We start from the raw sequence: 16,939 nt of genomic DNA, 5'->3' as shown, positions 1-16,939 counted from the left end.
TTTGGCGCGCCGGGGGGATGTCGTCGGTGTGTGGCGCCCGCTCTTCACGGGGGTGTCTGACACTTGGCGATGGGAATGCTTCTTCATGGGTGTCTGACACCCGTGGGAGACGGGCTTCAGCCTGCGCGGACGTCTCGGGGGTGTCAGACACCTGGCGATGGGAATGCTTCTTCACGGGTGTCTGACACCCGTGGGAAACGGGCTTCAGCCTGTGCGGATGTCTCGGGGGTGTCAGACACCTGGCGATGGAAACGCTTCTTCATGGGTGTCTGACACCCGTGGGAGACGGACTTCAGTCTGCGCGGATGTCTCGGGGGTGTCAGACACCTGGCGATGGGAATGCTTCTTCATGGGTGTCTGACACCCGTGGGAAACGGGCTTCAGCCTGCGCGGACGTCTCGGGGGTGTCAGACACCTGGCGATGGGAATGCTTCTTCACGGGTGTCTGACACCCGTGGGAAACGGGCTTCAGCCTGCGCGGACGTCTCGGGGGTGTCAGACACCTGGCGATGGAAAGGCTTCTTCACGGGTGTCTGACACCCGCGGGAGACGGGCTTCAGTCTGCGCGGACGTCTCGGGGGTGTCAGACACCTGGCCCAGCCGGGAAGTCCCGCCATTGCCCAAGGCTCAAGGGCGCAGCGCTTCCGCCGCCATGCCCAGGCCGTTGAAACCCGTGGACGACACCGAGGGTTCGTAGCCCAGCGCTTCCGAAATGCTGGCGGCGGTGTCGACCAGCGCCTTGATCCACTCGTCCTGCAGGCGCTCGGCCGGGGCCGAGATGGACAAGCCCGCCACCAGCTTGCCGGTGTCGTCGAAGATGCCCGCGGCGATACAGCGCACACCGAGTTCGAGTTCTTCGTTGTCGCGCGCATAGCCGTGGCGGCGCACCAGCGCCAGTTCGCGTTCCAGGCGGTCCAGGTCGGTGAGGCTGTTGCGCGTGTGCCCGGCCAGGCCGGTGCGCAGAGCATAGGCCCGGACCTGCCGCGCGTCGCCGGTGGACAGGAACAGCTTGCCGGTGGAAGTCAGGTGCAAAGGGGCGCGGCCGCCGATGGCGCGCACCACCTGCATGCCCGAACGCTCGCTCCAGGCCCGGTCGATGTAGACGATCTCGTCGCCCTGCTGCACCGACAGGTTGATAGTCTGCCCCGTCAGCTTGTGCAGCGAGCGCATGGCGGAGATGGCCGCCTCGCGCACGTTCAGCCGCCCCTTGACCAGCGAGCCCAGCTCCAGCAGGCGCATGCCCAGTTGGTACAGGCCGTTGTCGACGCGCTCGACGTAGCGGCCCACGACCAGGTCGTTCAGGATGCGGTGCGCCGTGGACGCATGCAGGCCGGTGGTGGCGGACAATTCCTTGAGCGTCACGGGATCCGGCTGCGCGGCCAGAGCGTCGAGCAGGCGCATGGCGCGCTCGATCACCTGGATGGCGATGGGATGGGCGGAAGCGCCTTCGGTTTCAGCGTCCAGGGGATTGCGGGGAGTCGAGAGACGGGCCATGGGATCGATGTGGGCTAGCACCGCTGGACCGGAGGAACCGGCCTTGCGGCAACGCAGCAAACAGTTCTTTCCCGTATTGTGAAATTTACCGGCCCATTTGGCAATGGGTTTTTAACCAATAAAACAGGGTCGCCCCCTGTTTATTGGCACCGCGGTCAAGCGGCAGGCGGCGGCGCCAGCTTCCCTCCCAGGCGCAGCACCTCGGCCCGCAGAAACTCCAGGGCGGCGGCCGCCCCCTCGGGTTCGCCCTTCACGCCCAGTTCGATATGGGGCGTCCCGCCCGCCTCGCCGACGCTGGGCAGGCTGAAGGCCCGCACGCCGGGCCAGCGCGTTTCCACGCTGACCATGGCCGGCGTGATGCGCGATTCGGGCATGCTGAAGACCAGAAAGGAATGCTCCGTGTGGACCCGCGCATGTTGCAGCGCACGATAGCGGGTGTCGAGCGTCCATTCCAGCATCGGCCACGCCATGACGGGAAAGCCCGGCACGAAGGTGTGGTCCTGGATGAAGAAGCCCGGAATCCGGTTGTAGGGGTTCGGCACGATTTCGCACCCTTCCGGGAACACGCCCATCTGCAGGCGCTGCTGGTTCTCGGGCGCGCTCATGTCGGCCGTGCCCTGCCCTTTCGCGGCCATCTCGGCCGTGCGCTGCGCAATGGCCCGTTCGGCTTCGGGGTGCAGCGCCAGGGGCAAGCCGAGGGCGGCGGCGGCGGCCTGCCGGGTATGGTCGTCCGGCGTGCCGCCGATGCCGCCGCAAGAGAACACCACGTCGCCCGAGGCGAAACTGCGCCGGTAGGCGGCCACCAGCGTATCGCGGTCGTCGGGCAGGATCTCGGCCCAGCCCAGTTGCATGCCGCGCGCGCTCAGAAGCTCGACGACCTTGGAAAAATGCTTGTCCTGACGGCGGCCCGAGAGGATTTCGTCCCCGACGATGATGAGGCCGATGCGGCGGGCGGCGGATTCTGCGGCCATGTCCGATTCCAGAAGTTGAGTGGGATGACGCCGGTCAGACGTCGATGACGCGGTCCTGGCGCAAGCGCTTGAGCGCTTCCAGTCCGTAGTGCGCGTAGACCAGGGCCGAGAATACCGGCAGGACGACCCACGCGGGCGGCAACAGGTTCAAGAGCGAGCAGATCAGGCCGATGGTCCAGAAGCCGCCGTTGTTCCGTTCCAGGATGAGCTTGCGTTCGGCGGGGCTGGCATGTTCGACGATGGCGTCCACCCGCATCATGCGCGAGAACGCGAACGCCCACCAGAAGATCGACAGCACCACCGCCATGGGCGGCACCAGCCACAGCGGCAGCGTCAGCAGCCAGCCGGCGGCGAATGCCGCGGACACCCAGACGGCGTTCCACACGCTGACCGCGGTGGCGTGCTTGCCCTGCCGCGCGATGCCGGCGTATTCGCGCTGCCCGACGTGGCGCAGCACCAGCGGCATCACGAAGACGGCGGCGATCGCCAGGCCGAGGATGCCCGATACGGGCAACAGGATGGCCACCGCGATGATGGGAACCAGATAGACCTTGAGCGAGAACAGCCCCATCGCGAGCATCCAGTCTTCCGCGCGGTTCACGAAGTCCCAGCGCGCCGCCTCGGCCGCCAGCCAATCGTTCAGCGGCGTCCAGAACAGGTAGAGCAGCAGCAGGCAGCCCGCCAGCGCGATCAGGAACGGCAGCAGCACCGCGAACAGCATCGTCGGATGGCACTGGGAGACCAGCGCGCGCTTGAACGCCTGCCCCACGTTGGCGGCGCCCGCGCCGGCGCTGGAAAGGCGGCCGGGCTCGGGCGTGGCGGAATCGGTGCGCATAACGGTCATGGCGGAGGAAATGAGGGGGTGGGCATCCCGGGTATGATAGTCAAACACGCCCCGATCTGCCCACATGCCTCTACTTGTACCCGATACCGACCGGGCCGCCCTGCGCGCGCGCCTGGGCTCGTCGCCCGACACCTGGCTGGTCGCCTGTTTCTGCGCGGCGTGGTGCGATACCTGCGAACAATACAAGCCCAAATTGCAGGCGCTGGCCGAGGCCATGCCGCAGCACGTCTTCGCGTGGATCGACATCGAAGACCATGCCGAATTGCTGGGCGAGGAAGACGTCGAGAACTTCCCCACCCTGCTGGTGCAGATCGGCCCGCGCGTGGTGTTCTACGGGCCGATGCTGCCGCACATCGGCCACCTGGAACGCCTGCTGGAAAGCCTGGACGAACACAGCGCCGCGGTCAGCACGGCATTGCCGGACCTGCCGCGGCTGCTGGCCTCCTGATCCGTCCCGCCGAAAAAAAACCGCAAGGCCTTCGGACCTTGCGGTTTTTCATTGGGCGGCGCCAGGCCTCAGGGCTTGCGGCTGCCGCCCAGCAGGACGGCGATCTGCCGCTTCGGCGCGGACGAACCGCCATTGGGCTTGGACGCGGGCGCGTCGGCCTGAGCGGACGAGGCCGAGGGTTCGTAGGGCTTCAGGAAGAAATCGTCCACGGGCTGGCGCGGCGCGCCGGAAGCGTAGCCGGACCGGCGGTCGGCCGGACGGCCGCGATCGCCGCGATCGCCCCGGCCTTCGCGCGCCGGCGCCGCGCCGCGGCGCTCGTCGCTGCGGCGGTGGCTGCGCGCGACCAGGTCGGCCGGCACGTCCAGGGTGCCGCGCGGCACTTCGCGCTTGATGAGTTTTTCGATGTCGAGCAGGTAGCGCTCTTCGTCGGCCGTGAACAGGGCGATGGCCTCGCCCGACGCGCCCGCGCGGCCGGTGCGGCCGATGCGGTGCACGTAGTCTTCGGCGTTGTACGGCAGGTCGTAGTTGATCACGCAAGGCACGCCGGCCACGTCCAGGCCGCGCGCGGCCACGTCGGTGGCCACCAGCACTTCCAGTTCGCCGGCCTTGAAGGCTTCCAGCGCCTTCATGCGGTCGGCCTGGGTCTTGTCGCCGTGGATCGATTCGGCCTTGACGCCGTCGCGCTCCAGTTCGCGTGCCAGGCGCGCCGTGCCGATCTTGGTATTGGAGAACACGATGACCTGGTTCAGGCCGCGCGACTTCACCAGGTGCACGACGGCGGCGCGCTTGGCGTCGCTGGGCATCTTGTAGGCAATCTGCGTGATCGTCGCCGCGGTGGCGTTGCGCGCCGCGACTTCGATTTCGATGGGGTGGTTCAGGTACGAACGGCCGAGCTTGCGGATTTCGTTGCTGAAGGTGGCCGAGAACAGCAGGCCCTGCCGCTGCGCGGGCAGCAGGCGGATGATGCGCTCGAGATCGGGCAGGAAGCCCATGTCCAGCATGCGGTCCGCTTCGTCGAGCACCAGGATGCCGACCTGGCTCAGGTTCACGTTCTTCTGTTCGACGTGGTCGAGCAGGCGGCCGGGCGTGGCCACCAGGATTTCGCATCCGCGGCGCAGCGCTTCTTTCTGCGGGCCGATATCCACGCCGCCGAACACCACCGCGGAACGCAGCGGCGTCTGCTTGCTGTAGCGCTTGACGCTTTCGTATACCTGGTCCGCGAGTTCGCGCGTGGGCGTGAGGATCAGCGCGCGCACCGGATGGCGCGCGGGCGATGCGCTGGTGTTGGCCAGCGGCATGAGGCGGTGCAGGATGGGCAGCGTGAAAGCCGCCGTCTTGCCCGTGCCGGTCTGCGCGGCGCCCATGACGTCGCGGCCTTCCACCACGACGGGGATGGCCTGGGCCTGGATGGGCGTGGGAGTGGTGTAGCCGGTTTCGGCGATGGACTGCAACAGCAGGGGGTGCAGCCCGAAATCGGCGAACGTCGGCGCGGGGGCTTCAGCGGCGGGTGCTACAGGTTGAGTGGATTCAGTCATCAGGGTTAGGCAGATACCGGGACCAATAAAAAAGAACAAAACGAGAGTGCTACACGCACTGCACTACATATGCATCGGGACAATCTTGAGCACGCGCAATCGCGCCCTGCCTTTCAGGCCGCGCGGCGCATTCTGGATTCGATACTTATGAGGGCAGTACCAGGCCCGGATTGCTGTGGATAACTTAATTTTAGCGCAGGAGGGCTCCGGGACGGTCAACCCAGTTCCGGGGGGCGACTCCGCGGGCCTGGCGGAAGCTCTTGCTGAAATGGCTGAGATTGGCAAATCCGGTCGCCAGGGCGGTCTCCGTGACGCTGTAACCGGCCTCCAGCATGGACGCCGCGGCCTCCAGGCGGACCTCCCGGAGATAGGCGTGGACTGAGCGTCCGGCCACTTGCCGGAAGCCCGCCTTGAGCTTTTTCTCGCTCAGGCCCACTTCGCGCGCCAGGCGCAAGACCGTCCATTCCTCTCCGTAGCGGGCCTCGATCAAGCGCCTGGCCTGGGCCAGTTGGCGCCGTTCGCGAGGCGCCACCGGAGGCCCGTCGGCCGCGCCATTCATGGTTTCCAGCACGATGGCCAGCGCTTCCAGGGCCTTCGCCCGCATGTACAGCCGGCGTGTCGCGGGAGCAGTGTAGCGGCATTCCAGCACATCGGTGGCCAGGCGCAGCAACGCGGCGGGGGCGGGAAAGCCCGCCATCAGTGCTCCGGTGGCCGGCACGCTGCGGTCCAGCACGAAGGCGCCGCGCAGCGCCGCCAGCGGCCGGCCGCCCGCGCGCAGCAGTCCGGCGGGTGTGTAACGGATGTCCAGCAGGCGGACAGTCTGCCCGCCATTCATCTGAAAATGACCGCGAGCGCCCCGATCGCCCGTCTGCACCACGGCCATTCCGGGCCCGACCCGGAGGGGTTCGCCGCCCTCGATCGACATGCAGGCCTGGCCCTCGACGAACACGGCGATGCAGAACATGGGCGGGCCTTCCGCATGGACGTCCAGGCCGACGCCGGGCGCGCCACTCCAGGCCGACAGGGCCAGTTCGCCGTCGAATTCCTCCAGCCGCACCAGCGCCGCCCACTCGGGCGGAATGGACACGGCCGGCAGCAGCGGGTGGCCGGATACGTGCAGCAATCCATCGGCCGCGGGCGGCGCCCCGGTGGCGATATCCAAATTTAGACCCCGATTTGAACAACGGCGGCACGGAAACCGTTAGCCGCCCGTCGCTTCAATAACAATAATTCTCATTAATAATTCTACCCAAAAGCCCAGCCCGACGACATGACGATTTCATCCCCCCTCCGCCAGACCGCGCTGGCAGCCGCGCTCTGCGCGCTTGCCGCCCCCGCCGCCGCCCAGCCCGTCAGCGAACTGGCGCCGATCACCGTCACGGCCAGCAAGCAGGATCAGGCGCTGCGCGACATCAACGGTGCCGCGGTCGTCGTCCCCGCCGACGCGCTGCGCGCGGCGCAGGTGGACGGCACGATGCAGTTGTCGCGCGTGCTGCCGGGCGTGCAGCTCTCCAGCAGCGGCTCCTTCCTGTTTCCCATCGTATCGGTGCGCGGCGTCACGTCCGCGCAGGACTTCTACAACCCCGCGCTGACGGTGTACGTGGACGGCGTGCCGCAGTTGCCGACCTTCACGTCGCAACTGCTGACGGACGTGGATCGCGTCGAACTGCTGAAAGGCCCCCAGGGCACGCTGTATGGCAAGAGCGCCATGGGCGGAGTGCTGAACATCGTGTCGCGGCAACCGGGCGACGAGCCCTATTTCCGCGCCAGCGCGGGCGTGGCCAGCCGCGACGGCTATCTGTTCAAGGCGACCGGCGGCGGGCCGCTGGTCGAGAACCTGCTGTACGGGTCGGTGACCGCCGCGGTGAACGACGCCCCCGGCCGCCTGGACAATCCGGTGACGGGCGCCGACGGCGTGGGCGGGACCTCGGCCACCGCGGGCGCGGCGCGCCTGCGCCTGGCGCCCGCCGGCAGCCCGTGGGAACTGGGACTGGCGGTCAGCGGCGAATGCACGCGCGCCAGCCAGGATGCCTACGTGCCCTTCGACGACATCCACAGCACGCAAGCCTATATCGCGCCGGGCATGCCGGCTTCGCTGGCCGACTTCTACCAAAAGCGCTGCGGCGGCAGCCAGTCGCTGACCGGCCAGTACGACTTCGACGGCTGGCGCCTGAACGCGGTGGCCGCATGGCAGAACCTGCACTACGACCGCCACTACCCTATCGGCCCGTACTACTCCTATCAGCCCGAGCGCTGGCGCCAGCAGGTCCAGGAATTGCGCCTGTCGACCACCGGCAAGCGCCGCGTGGACGGCGTGCTGGGCCTGTACCGCCAGCGGGTCACGCAGTCGCGCACCTATATCAATCAATTGCAGGCGCCGATGCAGATCGACGCGCTGAACACCGAATCCGACAACACCAGCGAATCGATCGCCGCCTATGCCGACGCGACGTGGCACGTCACGGAGGCGTTCGACCTGTCGGCCGGCCTGCGCTATTCGCGCGACAAGGCGTCCACGCGCTATGACGGCACGGCGCTGAACTTCGCGACCTTCGGCCAGGATGCGTTCGGCGGCGCCGATTCCACCTCCGGCAGCAGCGTGCTGGGCAAACTGTCGGCGGGCTACCGCCTGTCGCCGGAATGGCGCGTCTATGCCAGCGCCGCGCAGGGCTATAAGCCCGGCGGCTACAACCTGGCGCCGTCCAGCCCGGCCGACGCCCAGCCCTACGGCAAGGAAAAAGGCGTGAGCTACGAAGCCGGCGCGCGCTATGACGGCGACACGCTGCGGCTTTCCACGTCCGTCTATCGCATCGACGTGCGCGACGCCCAGCTCTACGTCAGCGACCAGGTCGGCTACCAGCACCTGGAGAACGTGGGCAAGACGCGCTCGACCGGCGTCGAATTCGAGGCGAGCTGGGACGTGACGCCGCAATGGACGGTGGGGCTGGACGGCTTCATCGACCGAGCCGAGTTCCGCGGCTTCAACAGCGACGCCGTCTGCGCCGGCTGCGCGGGCAACCGCGTGCCGTTCTCGCCGAGCTACGGCCTGACCGCGAAGGCGCAGGGCAACTTCGATACGGGCATCGGCCGGCTGTCGCCCGCGCTGGCGGTGCGCCGGATCGGATCGCAGTTCTTCGACATCGGCAACGACCTGCGGCAAGAGGCCTACACCTTGATCGACCTCAGCGTGGCATGGCGCATCCGGCCCCAGGTCGAGGCCACGCTGTACGCCAACAACCTCACCGACAAGCGCTACCGCACCTATGGCTTCTCCGGCGGCCCGCTGGGCAACTTCGCGCAGGTCGACGCCGGCCGCACGGTGGGCCTGAACGTGGCGTTCGAGTACTAGGATCCGTACCGGTGTCCCCGCATTCCAGCGCCGCCCCGGCCGCCCTTCCGGCCGCCCAGGTCATGGCCGCCATCGGCGGTATCTACATGGCCCAGAGCGTGGTCGGAGGCATCGCCTTCCAGGGCGTGCCCGCGCTGTTGCGCGACGGCGGCGCGCGCCTGGACCAGGTGGGGCTCGCCTACCTAGCCTTCCTGCCCTGGGCGCTCAAGTTCCTCTGGGCGCCGCTGGTCGAACGCCGCCGGCTGCCCCAGGACAGCCTGCGGCGGCGCACCCGCGGCATCGTGCTGCCGGGCCAGTGGCTGCTGGCCGCGCTGCTGTTCCTGCTGGCCGGGCTGGGCCAGCCCGCCTTGCCGGTGCTGCTGGCCGTGCTGGGCCTGATCGCGCTGGTCGCCGCCACCATCGACATCGCCTGCGACGGCTTCGCGGTGGAACAACTGCCGCCCGGCCGGCGCGGCTGGGGCAACGCCATCCAGGTCGGAGCCAGCTACCTGGGCATGTTCCTGGGCGCGGGGCTGTTCCTCGTCCTGGCCGCAAGCCAGGGCTGGCGCGTCGCCGCGGCGGCGATGGGCGGGCTGATCCTGCTGCTGACGCTGCCCTTCAGCCTGGTCCGCGAACCTGCGCGGCCGGCCGGGACGGCGCCGCACCGCCCCAGCCTGGCGCATGCCCTGGGCCGGCCCGCCGTCCGCCTGAGCCTGGCGATCACGGTGGCCTTCCAGGCCGGCACCCGGTTGGCCTACGGCATGACCGGCCCCCTGCTGCTGGACCGCGGCGTGGAACTGGCATCGGTCGGCTGGATAAACGGCGCGGGCGGCGTCGCCGCGGGCCTGGCCGGCACGCTGGCGGGCGCGCTGGCGATCCAGCGCTGGGGCGCGCTGCAAGCCGCGGCCGCGGCCATGGCGGTGCAGGCCGGGACGCTGGCCGCCTTCCTGGCGGTCGTCCTGGACGGCTCCGCCGCCCCCTCCTGGCTGATCGCGCTGGCCCTGTTCAAGGCGGGCGCCATGGCCGCGGGATTCGTGACCCTGTATGCCTTCCTCATGGGCCAGGCCTCGCTGGCGCAAGCCGGTGTCGATTTCACCCTGTTCCAGTGCGCCGACGCGCTGACCGCCACGCTGGGCGGACTGGCGGCCGGCACGCTGGCGCAACACCTGGGCTATGGCGCCTGCTTCGGCCTCGCCGCGGCCCTGGGCGCGGCCGGCACGATCGCCGTGCCCGCCTTGATGCGGCGCCTGGCGCCCCACCCTGTTTCCGGAGAAAGAAGTGTCTGACCGTACTGCCGTAATCGCGGGCGCCGGCGTGGCCGGCCTGGCCTGCGCCTGGTGGCTGACCCGGCTTGGCTGGCGCGCCGTGGTCGTCGAGCGCGCCGCGCATTTGCGCGATGGCGGCTACATGATGGGCCTGTCCGGCCCCGGCCTGCTGACCGCCCGCCGCATGGATCTCGTGCCCGCGCTGCGCGAGGTGGAGCGCGAAATCGGCGAAAACGTCTATCGCGACCGCCGCGGCCGCGAAATCATGCGCATCCGCTATCGCGACCTGCTGACCGAGCTGGACTGGATCACCCTGCGCCGCACCGATCTGGTGCAAGTGCTGCATGCCGCCACCCGCGAACGCGCCGACATCCGCCTGGCGACGACGGTCGCCAGCCATGCCCAGGACGCCGGAGGCGTGGACGTCGCGCTGTCGGACGGCAGCCAGTTGCGCGCCGACCTCCTGATCGGCGCGGACGGCGTGCGCTCGTCGCTGCGCGCGGCGGTGTCCGGCGCCGGCGCGGCCGGACTCTCGCCCCTGGGCTACCGCTACGCGGCCTACGACGCGGCGGACGATACCGGCATGGACCGGGATTTCCTGTCCTACGCCGCCCCCGGCCACCAGGTGGAATACCACGGGCTGGGCAATGGCCGCAAAGCCGTCCTGCACGTCTGGCGCAGCCGCGCCACCGGCTGGGTGGAAGCCCCGGACCGGCTGGGCCTCTTGCGCGACCTTTCCCGCGGCGCGCACGCGGAAGTCGGCCGCCTGCTGGATGCCCTGCCGTCCGACGCGCCCATCGTCATGGACGATCTTGCCCTGGTGGAGCTGCCGAGCTGGCGGCGCGGACGCGTCCTGCTGGCCGGCGACGCCGCGCATAGTCTGTCCTTGATTTCAGGGCAAGGCGCGGGCATGGCGATGGCCAGCGCCTATGTGCTGGCCCAGGAGCTGGGCAGGCTGCCGGTGGACCAGGCGCTGGCGGCGCACGACCGGCGCCTGCGGCCGATCGTCGAACGGCTGCAACTGCGCAGCCGCAAGCTGGCGCCTGTCTATGTGCCCGATTCGGGCTTCGCCTTCGGGCTGCGCAACACGGCCATGCGGCTGTTGCCCCGGCTGCTGCTCAAGCGGTACTTCCTGTCCGGACTGAAATCCGAGATGGAAGCGGCCGCGGCGCTGGACTGACCCGCCGCCTCAGCCCGCCAGCCAGCGCAGGCCCCAGAGGGCCAGCATGCCCACGACGATGACCAGCACCGCGCTGCGGGTACGCAGGAAAACCAGGATGGCCAGCACGCCGGCGACCAGCTTGTAGTCGAACGCCGGGCCCAGCCCCGCCTTCCAGGGCAGCAGGTCGGGCACGACGATGGCGGTCAGGGCGGCGGCGGGCGCGTAGCGCAGGGCCCGGCGCACGCCTTCCGGCAGGGGGATGTAATCGCCGAACAGCATAAAGCCGGCGCGGGTCAGCACGCTGCACAGCGCCAGCAGCAGGATGGCGGAATAAACGTAGATCTCGGAGGGCCAGAGGGTCATGCGCGGGCCTTGAAGAAGCGTTCCGCCCAGATGCCGGCGACCACGCCGGCCACGACGGCGGCCGCGAGCCCCAGGCGCAGGGGCAGCACCTGCCCGGTCCAGGCCACCAGCCCGGCCGCCAGCATGGAAATCAGCATGGGCCGGGTGTTGGCCAGCGGCACCGTGATGGCCAACAGCGCCAGCACCGCCGCGAAATCCAGCGACCAGTCCGCGGGCACCATCGTGCCCAGGTAGATGCCGACGATGGAGGACGTCTGCCAGACGAACCAGCCCGGCGCGATGGCCCCCAGGAAGAACCAGAGCTGTTCGCGCGTGCCGCGCTCGGCCGCGTCGCCGTAGCGCGGCATGAACAGCACGAAGCCCATGTCGGTCGTGAAATAGCCCAGGCCCAGCCGCTTGGGCCAGGACAGGTGGCGGAAATAGGGCTGCAGCGCCGCGCCGAAGATCAGGAAGCGCAGGTTCACGACGCAGCCGGCGGCGAAGATCAGCCAGAGCGGCGCGCCCGTGGCGATGAGCGGCAAGGACGTCAGTTGGGCGGAGCCCGCGTACAGCAGCAGGGTCATCGCCAGCGCCATGGACTCGGTCAGGCCCGACTTGACCATGGCCACCCCGGTGACGAGGCCCCAGGTCGCCGTGGCGATCAGGGCGGGCACGATGGCGTGGACCCCGGCGCGGAAGGCGGCGGCGCGTTCCTGCCGGACCGCGGCCGGACTTTCGGATTCAGGAAGCGCGGATTCAGAGGACAACGGCTGGCCCCTGGCGATTCGGACAGGACGACATGGAAACTCTAAGGAAAAGGAACGCACGACAACCCGTTCGCCCGCCGGGATCACGATGCGCGGGCCTGGCGGCACCACGCCGGGGCGCGAATAGGCGCGTATTGTAACCTCGTCGCTTGATACAATATGCGCCTCAGGATTGTTGGCGGAGAACACCATGTCGATGGCTGACCGTGACGGTTTCATCTGGTATGACGGCAAGCTCGTCCCGTGGCGAGACGCGACCACGCACGTCCTGACGCACTCCCTGCACTACGGCCTGTCGGTATTCGAGGGCGTGCGCGCCTACCGCTCCGAGATCGGCACCGCCATCTTCCGCCTGGCCGACCACACCAACCGCCTGTTCAACTCGGCGCACATCTACCAGATCCCCATGCCCTTCGATCGCGACACGATCAACGAGGCCCAGCGGACGGTCGTGCGCGAGAACCAACTGGAATCGGGCTACCTGCGCCCCCTGGTGTTCTACGGCCCCGAAAAGATGGGCGTCTCGCCCAAGGGGGCCAAGGTGCACGTCGCCATCGCCGCGTGGCCGTGGGGAGCCTACCTGGGCGAAGAAGCGCTGTCCCAGGGCATCCGGGTCAAGGTGTCGTCGTTCGCGCGCCAGCACGTGAACGTCACCATGCCGCGCGCCAAGGTGGCCACCACCTACGCCAACTCCATCCTGGCCAATACCGAGGCCCTGCAGGACGGCTACGACGAAGCCCTGCTGCTGGACACCGAGGGTTTCGTGGCCGAGGGCTCCGGCGAGAACCTCTTCATCGTCAAGGACGGCGTGCTCTGCGAACCGGAGATCGCCTCGGCCCTGACCGGCATTACCCGCAATACCATCCATGCGCTGGCCGCCGACCTCGGCCTTCGCGTGGTGACCAAGCGCCTGACGCGCGACGACGTCTACATCGCCGACGAGGCCTTCTTCACCGGCACGGCCGCCGAAGTGACGCCCATCCGCGAAGTGGACAACCGCCAGATCGGCTCCGGCCGGCGCGGCCCCATCACCGAGCAACTGCAGAAAGCGTTTTTTGACATGGTGAATGGCCGCAACCCGAAGTACCATCACTGGCTGAGCAAAGTCTGATCCGAGCGGCCCGGCCCATCGCCAGGCCGCGCCCTAGCCCCAACCTGCCGTTTACCGGTTCTTTTTTTCAGGAATATCCATGACCGCTGCTGCACCGGCCGCCGTCCCCCACCCCCACGAAGTCATCGAAGTCGGCGCGGAAGACCTGCCCGTCTTCTGTCCCGGCCCCAAGGCGCCGCTGTGGAGCATGCATCCGCGCGTCTTCCTGGACGTGGCGCGCACCGGCTCCGCCAGTTGCGCGTACTGTGGCGCCGAGTACCGCCTGAAGGCCGGCACGGTGCTGCACGGCCACGGGCACTGAACGCCGCCCTACAACGCATACCCGTTTCCGCAGCCATGTTCGCCACGCCCGAAGAAGCAGAACACGCGTTCTACGAAGCCCTTGAGCAGGCGGACGCCGTCCGCCTGATGCAAGTCTGGGCCGACGACGAGGAAGTCGTCTGCATCCATCCGGGAGGCCTGCGCATCGTCGGCCACTCGGCGGTGCAGGAGTCCTGGCAGCAGGTGCTGGGCAACGGCCCCCTGCACATCCGCCCGCTGCGCCCGCTGGTCATGCTGAGCATGATGTGCGCGGTGCACGTGCTGGTCGAACAGGTGGCGGTGCGCACGCGGGAAGGCACGCAATTCGCCAATTGCTATGCCACGAACATCTACCACAAGGGCCCCACCGGCTGGCGCATGGTCATGCACCATGCCTCGCCGGCGCCCACGGAAGCCGGGGTGCTCGACTTGCACGACGTACCCGACATGCTGCATTGAACCGGGTGGATTCCTCGTTGGCCGCTGCTCGTCTTGATACAACGCCCTGCCCCGCTCCCTCCTGGCTTCCCGGAGGCGACAGCCAGACGGTCTACGCCGCCTTGTTCGCGCAGTACCACCGCATCGCGTTCGTGCGCGAACGGGTGGACACGCCCGATACCGATTTCGTCGACTTCGACTGGACCGGCCCGGGACTGTTTCCGCACAAGGCGGCCGACGGCGCGCCGGTCAGCGGGCAGCGCCCTGTCGCCAACGGCAAGACCGCCGCGGCCAGGTGGATGACGGACGCGGACTGGAAATCCCTGCCGCACAATCCCGACACGCCCGCCCTGATCCTGTTCCACGGCCTGGAAGGCGGCAGCAACAGCCGCTATGCGCAATCCATCGCGCACCATTTCCGGGCGCGCGGCTGGATCGTGGTGATCGCGCATTTCCGCGGCTGCTCGGGCGTGCCCAACCGGCTGGCCCGGGCCTACTACTCGGGCGATTCGGCCGAAGTGGGCTTCATGCTGGAAACGGTGCGCCAGCGCATTCCGCACGCGCGCTGGCACGCCGTGGGCGTCTCGCTGGGCGGCAACGCGCTGCTCAAGTACCTGGGAGAGCACCAGGAGGACACCCGCTGGCTGACCGCCTGCGCGGGCGTGTCCGCGCCGCTGGACCTGGTGGCCTGCGGCAAGACGCTGTCCACGGGCGTGTTCAACCGCCGGGTCTATACCGCCCACTTCCTGAAGACGCTCAAGCACAAGGTGCTGGAAAAGGCGCATCGCTTCCCGGGCGCCGTCGACGTCATGCGCATCGCCCATGCGCACGACCTGCGCGAATTCGACGACACCTACACCGCGCCCATGCATGGCTTCCGGAACGCGCTGGATTACTGGACGCGCGCGTCCGGCAAGCCCTGGCTGCCCAAGATCGCCGTGCCTACGCTGGTGCTCAACGCCCGCAACGACCCCTTCATCCCGGCCGCGTCGCTGCCCGGGGTGGAAGAATGCTCGCCGTCCATCCTGCTGCACCAGCCGACGGACGGGGGACATGCGGGCTTTCCCACAGGGAGCTTCCCGGCTCACTTGAATTGGCTGCCGCAAAGGCTGGGGCGGTTCTTCGAGACGGGGCTGTAGGTTTTTTTCTGTGGGAATGTGGTTGCTGTGGGTGGTGTCAGACACCCATGTGACGTTGCTTCAGGCTTGTTGCGTCTTGCCGCAGGGGTGTCTGACACTGACGAGCGGCGCGTCTCTTCCCTGTGTCTGACACCGACGTGCGGCGCGCCTCTTCCCAGTGTCTGACACCCGTACGAGACGGCGCTGCGGATAGCCGCGATGTTCCCGGGTGTCAGACACCGGCGTGCGGCCGCAGCCGCCCTCAACCCGACTTGAAACGTTCCAGCAACTGGCGCTCTTCGGCCAGCTTGTCTTTCACTTCCTTGATCTGCACGTCGATCTGCGACTGCTCGTAGAAATCGGTGGACATGCCGCGCGCCTGCTGCAACTGCGATTCGGCGGCCGCGAAGGCCCCGGTCATGACGTAGAAACGCGCCAGGTCCCTGCGCGCGGCCACCGGCTTGCCGGTGCGTTCCTCGCTTTGCGCCAGCATCTGGTACAGGCTGGGCTCGTCGCTGCCCCATTGCTTGATCTTGGCCCGCAGGTATTCCTGCGCGTCCGCGTGGCGGCCGATGCTTTGCAGCGCCTGGGCATAGACGATGCCCAGGGCCCGCTGGTCGGGCCAGCGCCGCGTGGCGGCCTGGGCCAGTTCCAGCGCCCGCGGATAGTCCTTGCGCGCCAGCGCGACATCCACGGCGAGCTTGGACAACTGGGCCGAGCTGCGGCCGTCCGCCGAGGCCAGGCCCAGGTTGCGCTCGGCCTCGGCCAGGTTGTTGCGCTGGAACGCCTGCAGCGCCAGCCCGTAGTAGGCGGCCGACCGGCGCACGCCAGACAGCGCCTGCGCTTCGTCCTGCAATTGCTGCGCGGCCGAGCGCAGGCTGACGGCGTCGCGCCCCTGGACCACGCGCATCTTGGCGCGCACGTACCAGAAATCGTCGCTGTCCACGTGGTTCGATGCCGGCAGGCTGCGCACGCGGTTCTGCACGTCGGACATGCGTTCTATGGACAGCGGGTGCGTGCTGGCCCACGAACCGCCGCCCGCGCCTTCGTTCAGCCGCGAGGCGTTCATCAGCCGCGAGAACATCTGCGACATGCCCTGGGCGTCGTAGCCCGCCTTGGTGAGCATCTGGAACCCGGCGCGGTCGGCCTCGCGCTCCGCGTCGCGCGAGAAACCCAGTTGGCGGTTGATGGCCGCGGCCTGGCCGAAAGCCGCCACGCCCATCGCCAGGTTGCCGCCGCCGCCGGCCAGGGCCGCCAGCAGCGCGCCGGCCAGGCTGGCCAGCATCAGCATGCCGTTCTGGCTCTGCTGGGTCATGCCGCGCGCGATGTGGCGCTGCACGACGTGGCCGATTTCGTGCGCCAGCACCGCCGCCAGTTCGGATTCGCTGGCGGAAGAGACGATCAGGCCGGTATTGACGCCGATGTACCCGCCGGGCATGGCGAAGGCGTTGATTTCGGGATCGCGCACGCCGAACATCTCGACCTCGGGCACGGCGCCCGGAGCGAAGGACGCCAGCTTGCGGCCCATGGTCGTGAGGTACTGGCTGAGCTCGGGGTCGTCGACGTAGGTCGGGTCGCGCCGCCCCTGGGCCATGATGGCCTGGCCCAGGCTGCGTTCCAGCATGGGCGACAGCTCGGCCGCGGAGGCCGCGCCCATGGAGGGCAGCCCGACCGGCTGCGCCCAGGCTGTGGCGGGAAGACCGGGCATGGCGAGGGCGGCGGACAGGCCGATGATTGCGCCTCGTTTCGCAATCGAGCAAATGGATGGCATTTTCCTGCGGTTCATAAGCCTATGATAGCGATGCGCTTAAAATGT

Annotated in this window: 16 protein-coding genes; 8 read left to right on the top strand and 8 right to left on the bottom strand. The window is 68.6% G+C overall.

Annotated features, from left to right (window positions below):
• Positions 1-627: 627 nt before the first annotated feature.
• The 3 genes from WHX56_RS10135 to WHX56_RS10125 all read right to left on the bottom strand — a co-directional run bounded on the left by WHX56_RS10135 (position 628) and on the right by WHX56_RS10125 (position 3,309).
• Complete coding sequence (locus tag WHX56_RS10135; protein ID WP_129239065.1) at positions 628-1,494, bottom strand: IclR family transcriptional regulator; 867 nt, start codon at positions 1,492-1,494, stop codon at positions 628-630.
• Positions 1,495-1,649: 155 nt separating this feature from the next.
• The gene (locus WHX56_RS10130; protein ID WP_129239066.1) at positions 1,650-2,465 is read right to left on the bottom strand and encodes a competence/damage-inducible protein A; all 816 of its coding nucleotides are present in this window, start codon (positions 2,463-2,465) and stop codon (positions 1,650-1,652) included.
• A 34-nt stretch (positions 2,466-2,499) separates the two neighbouring features.
• Positions 2,500-3,309, bottom strand: coding sequence for an EI24 domain-containing protein (locus WHX56_RS10125; RefSeq protein ID WP_129239285.1), 810 nt, complete (start codon positions 3,307-3,309; stop codon positions 2,500-2,502).
• Positions 3,310-3,373: 64 nt separating this feature from the next.
• On the opposite strand from WHX56_RS10125, the gene WHX56_RS10120 reads away from it, so the two are divergent.
• Complete coding sequence (locus WHX56_RS10120; protein ID WP_129239067.1) at positions 3,374-3,757, top strand: thioredoxin family protein; 384 nt, start codon at positions 3,374-3,376, stop codon at positions 3,755-3,757.
• Between the two features lie 68 nt (positions 3,758-3,825).
• Here the strand turns inward: WHX56_RS10120 and WHX56_RS10115 are convergent, their stop codons facing one another.
• The gene (locus tag WHX56_RS10115; protein ID WP_129239068.1) at positions 3,826-5,292 is read right to left on the bottom strand and encodes a DEAD/DEAH box helicase; all 1,467 of its coding nucleotides are present in this window, start codon (positions 5,290-5,292) and stop codon (positions 3,826-3,828) included.
• A 190-nt stretch (positions 5,293-5,482) separates the two neighbouring features.
• The gene (locus WHX56_RS10110; protein ID WP_129239069.1) at positions 5,483-6,454 is read right to left on the bottom strand and encodes a helix-turn-helix transcriptional regulator; all 972 of its coding nucleotides are present in this window, start codon (positions 6,452-6,454) and stop codon (positions 5,483-5,485) included.
• Between the two features lie 108 nt (positions 6,455-6,562).
• On the opposite strand from WHX56_RS10110, the gene WHX56_RS10105 reads away from it, so the two are divergent.
• The 3 genes from WHX56_RS10105 to WHX56_RS10095 are packed head-to-tail and all read left to right on the top strand — an operon-like array spanning position 6,563 to position 11,065.
• On the top strand, positions 6,563-8,641 hold the full coding sequence (locus WHX56_RS10105) for a TonB-dependent siderophore receptor (RefSeq protein ID WP_338881120.1): 2,079 nt from the start codon (positions 6,563-6,565) through the stop codon (positions 8,639-8,641).
• Between the two features lie 11 nt (positions 8,642-8,652).
• Positions 8,653-9,906 carry an MFS transporter gene (locus WHX56_RS10100; RefSeq protein ID WP_338881119.1) on the top strand — a complete coding sequence of 418 codons (1,254 nt, stop codon included), beginning with the start codon at positions 8,653-8,655 and terminating at the stop codon, positions 9,904-9,906.
• Positions 9,899-11,065, top strand: coding sequence for an FAD-dependent monooxygenase (locus WHX56_RS10095; protein WP_129239072.1), 1,167 nt, complete (start codon positions 9,899-9,901; stop codon positions 11,063-11,065). The genes WHX56_RS10100 and WHX56_RS10095 overlap by 8 nt, the downstream gene beginning before the upstream one ends.
• Positions 11,066-11,074: 9 nt before the next feature.
• Here WHX56_RS10095 and WHX56_RS10090 read toward each other — a convergent pair whose 3' ends face one another.
• Positions 11,075-11,410 (bottom strand): AzlD domain-containing protein, encoded by a 336-nt coding sequence (locus WHX56_RS10090; RefSeq protein WP_129239073.1) that lies wholly within the window; start codon positions 11,408-11,410, stop codon positions 11,075-11,077.
• Positions 11,407-12,156 carry an AzlC family ABC transporter permease gene (locus tag WHX56_RS10085; RefSeq protein ID WP_165360050.1) on the bottom strand — a complete coding sequence of 250 codons (750 nt, stop codon included), beginning with the start codon at positions 12,154-12,156 and terminating at the stop codon, positions 11,407-11,409. The genes WHX56_RS10090 and WHX56_RS10085 overlap by 4 nt, the downstream gene beginning before the upstream one ends.
• Before the next feature lie 190 nt (positions 12,157-12,346).
• Here WHX56_RS10085 and WHX56_RS10080 point away from each other — a divergent pair, with 190 nt between their 5' ends.
• The 4 genes from WHX56_RS10080 to WHX56_RS10065 all read left to right on the top strand — a co-directional run bounded on the left by WHX56_RS10080 (position 12,347) and on the right by WHX56_RS10065 (position 15,144).
• Positions 12,347-13,267 (top strand): branched-chain amino acid transaminase, encoded by a 921-nt coding sequence (locus WHX56_RS10080; RefSeq protein ID WP_129239074.1) that lies wholly within the window; start codon positions 12,347-12,349, stop codon positions 13,265-13,267.
• A gap of 79 nt (positions 13,268-13,346) precedes the next feature.
• Positions 13,347-13,568, top strand: a complete 222-nt coding sequence (locus WHX56_RS10075) for a zinc-finger domain-containing protein (RefSeq protein WP_062679846.1) — start codon at positions 13,347-13,349, stop codon at positions 13,566-13,568.
• A 35-nt stretch (positions 13,569-13,603) separates the two neighbouring features.
• Positions 13,604-14,026, top strand: coding sequence for a YybH family protein (locus tag WHX56_RS10070; protein ID WP_129239075.1), 423 nt, complete (start codon positions 13,604-13,606; stop codon positions 14,024-14,026).
• 17 nt (positions 14,027-14,043) lie between these two features.
• The gene (locus tag WHX56_RS10065) at positions 14,044-15,144 is read left to right on the top strand and encodes a YheT family hydrolase (protein WP_129239076.1); all 1,101 of its coding nucleotides are present in this window, start codon (positions 14,044-14,046) and stop codon (positions 15,142-15,144) included.
• A 241-nt stretch (positions 15,145-15,385) separates the two neighbouring features.
• On the opposite strand, the gene WHX56_RS10060 is transcribed toward WHX56_RS10065, so the two are convergent.
• Positions 15,386-16,909, bottom strand: a complete 1,524-nt coding sequence (locus WHX56_RS10060) for a M48 family metalloprotease (protein ID WP_129239077.1) — start codon at positions 16,907-16,909, stop codon at positions 15,386-15,388.
• Positions 16,910-16,939 lie beyond the last annotated feature (30 nt).

The organism is Achromobacter veterisilvae (assembly GCF_037619525.1).
GTDB classification, from domain to species: Bacteria; Pseudomonadota; Gammaproteobacteria; order Burkholderiales; family Burkholderiaceae_B; genus Achromobacter; species Achromobacter veterisilvae.
The sequence above is the reverse complement of the archived record's forward strand: the minus strand, read 5'-3'. Positions and strand labels throughout refer to the sequence as shown.

Coding starts and splice junctions, on each gene's coding strand:
- WHX56_RS10135 (WP_129239065.1), bottom strand. CDS start 1,494: ATGGCCCGTCTCTCGACTCCCCGCAATCCCCTGGACGCTGAAACCGAA.
- WHX56_RS10130 (WP_129239066.1), bottom strand. CDS start 2,465: ATGGCCGCAGAATCCGCCGCCCGCCGCATCGGCCTCATCATCGTCGGG.
- WHX56_RS10125 (WP_129239285.1), bottom strand. CDS start 3,309: ATGACCGTTATGCGCACCGATTCCGCCACGCCCGAGCCCGGCCGCCTT.
- WHX56_RS10120 (WP_129239067.1), top strand. CDS start 3,374: ATGCCTCTACTTGTACCCGATACCGACCGGGCCGCCCTGCGCGCGCGC.
- WHX56_RS10115 (WP_129239068.1), bottom strand. CDS start 5,292: ATGACTGAATCCACTCAACCTGTAGCACCCGCCGCTGAAGCCCCCGCG.
- WHX56_RS10105 (WP_338881120.1), top strand. CDS start 6,563: ATGACGATTTCATCCCCCCTCCGCCAGACCGCGCTGGCAGCCGCGCTC.
- WHX56_RS10090 (WP_129239073.1), bottom strand. CDS start 11,410: ATGACCCTCTGGCCCTCCGAGATCTACGTTTATTCCGCCATCCTGCTG.
- WHX56_RS10080 (WP_129239074.1), top strand. CDS start 12,347: ATGTCGATGGCTGACCGTGACGGTTTCATCTGGTATGACGGCAAGCTC.
- WHX56_RS10075 (WP_062679846.1), top strand. CDS start 13,347: ATGACCGCTGCTGCACCGGCCGCCGTCCCCCACCCCCACGAAGTCATC.
- WHX56_RS10070 (WP_129239075.1), top strand. CDS start 13,604: ATGTTCGCCACGCCCGAAGAAGCAGAACACGCGTTCTACGAAGCCCTT.
- WHX56_RS10060 (WP_129239077.1), bottom strand. CDS start 16,909: ATGAACCGCAGGAAAATGCCATCCATTTGCTCGATTGCGAAACGAGGC.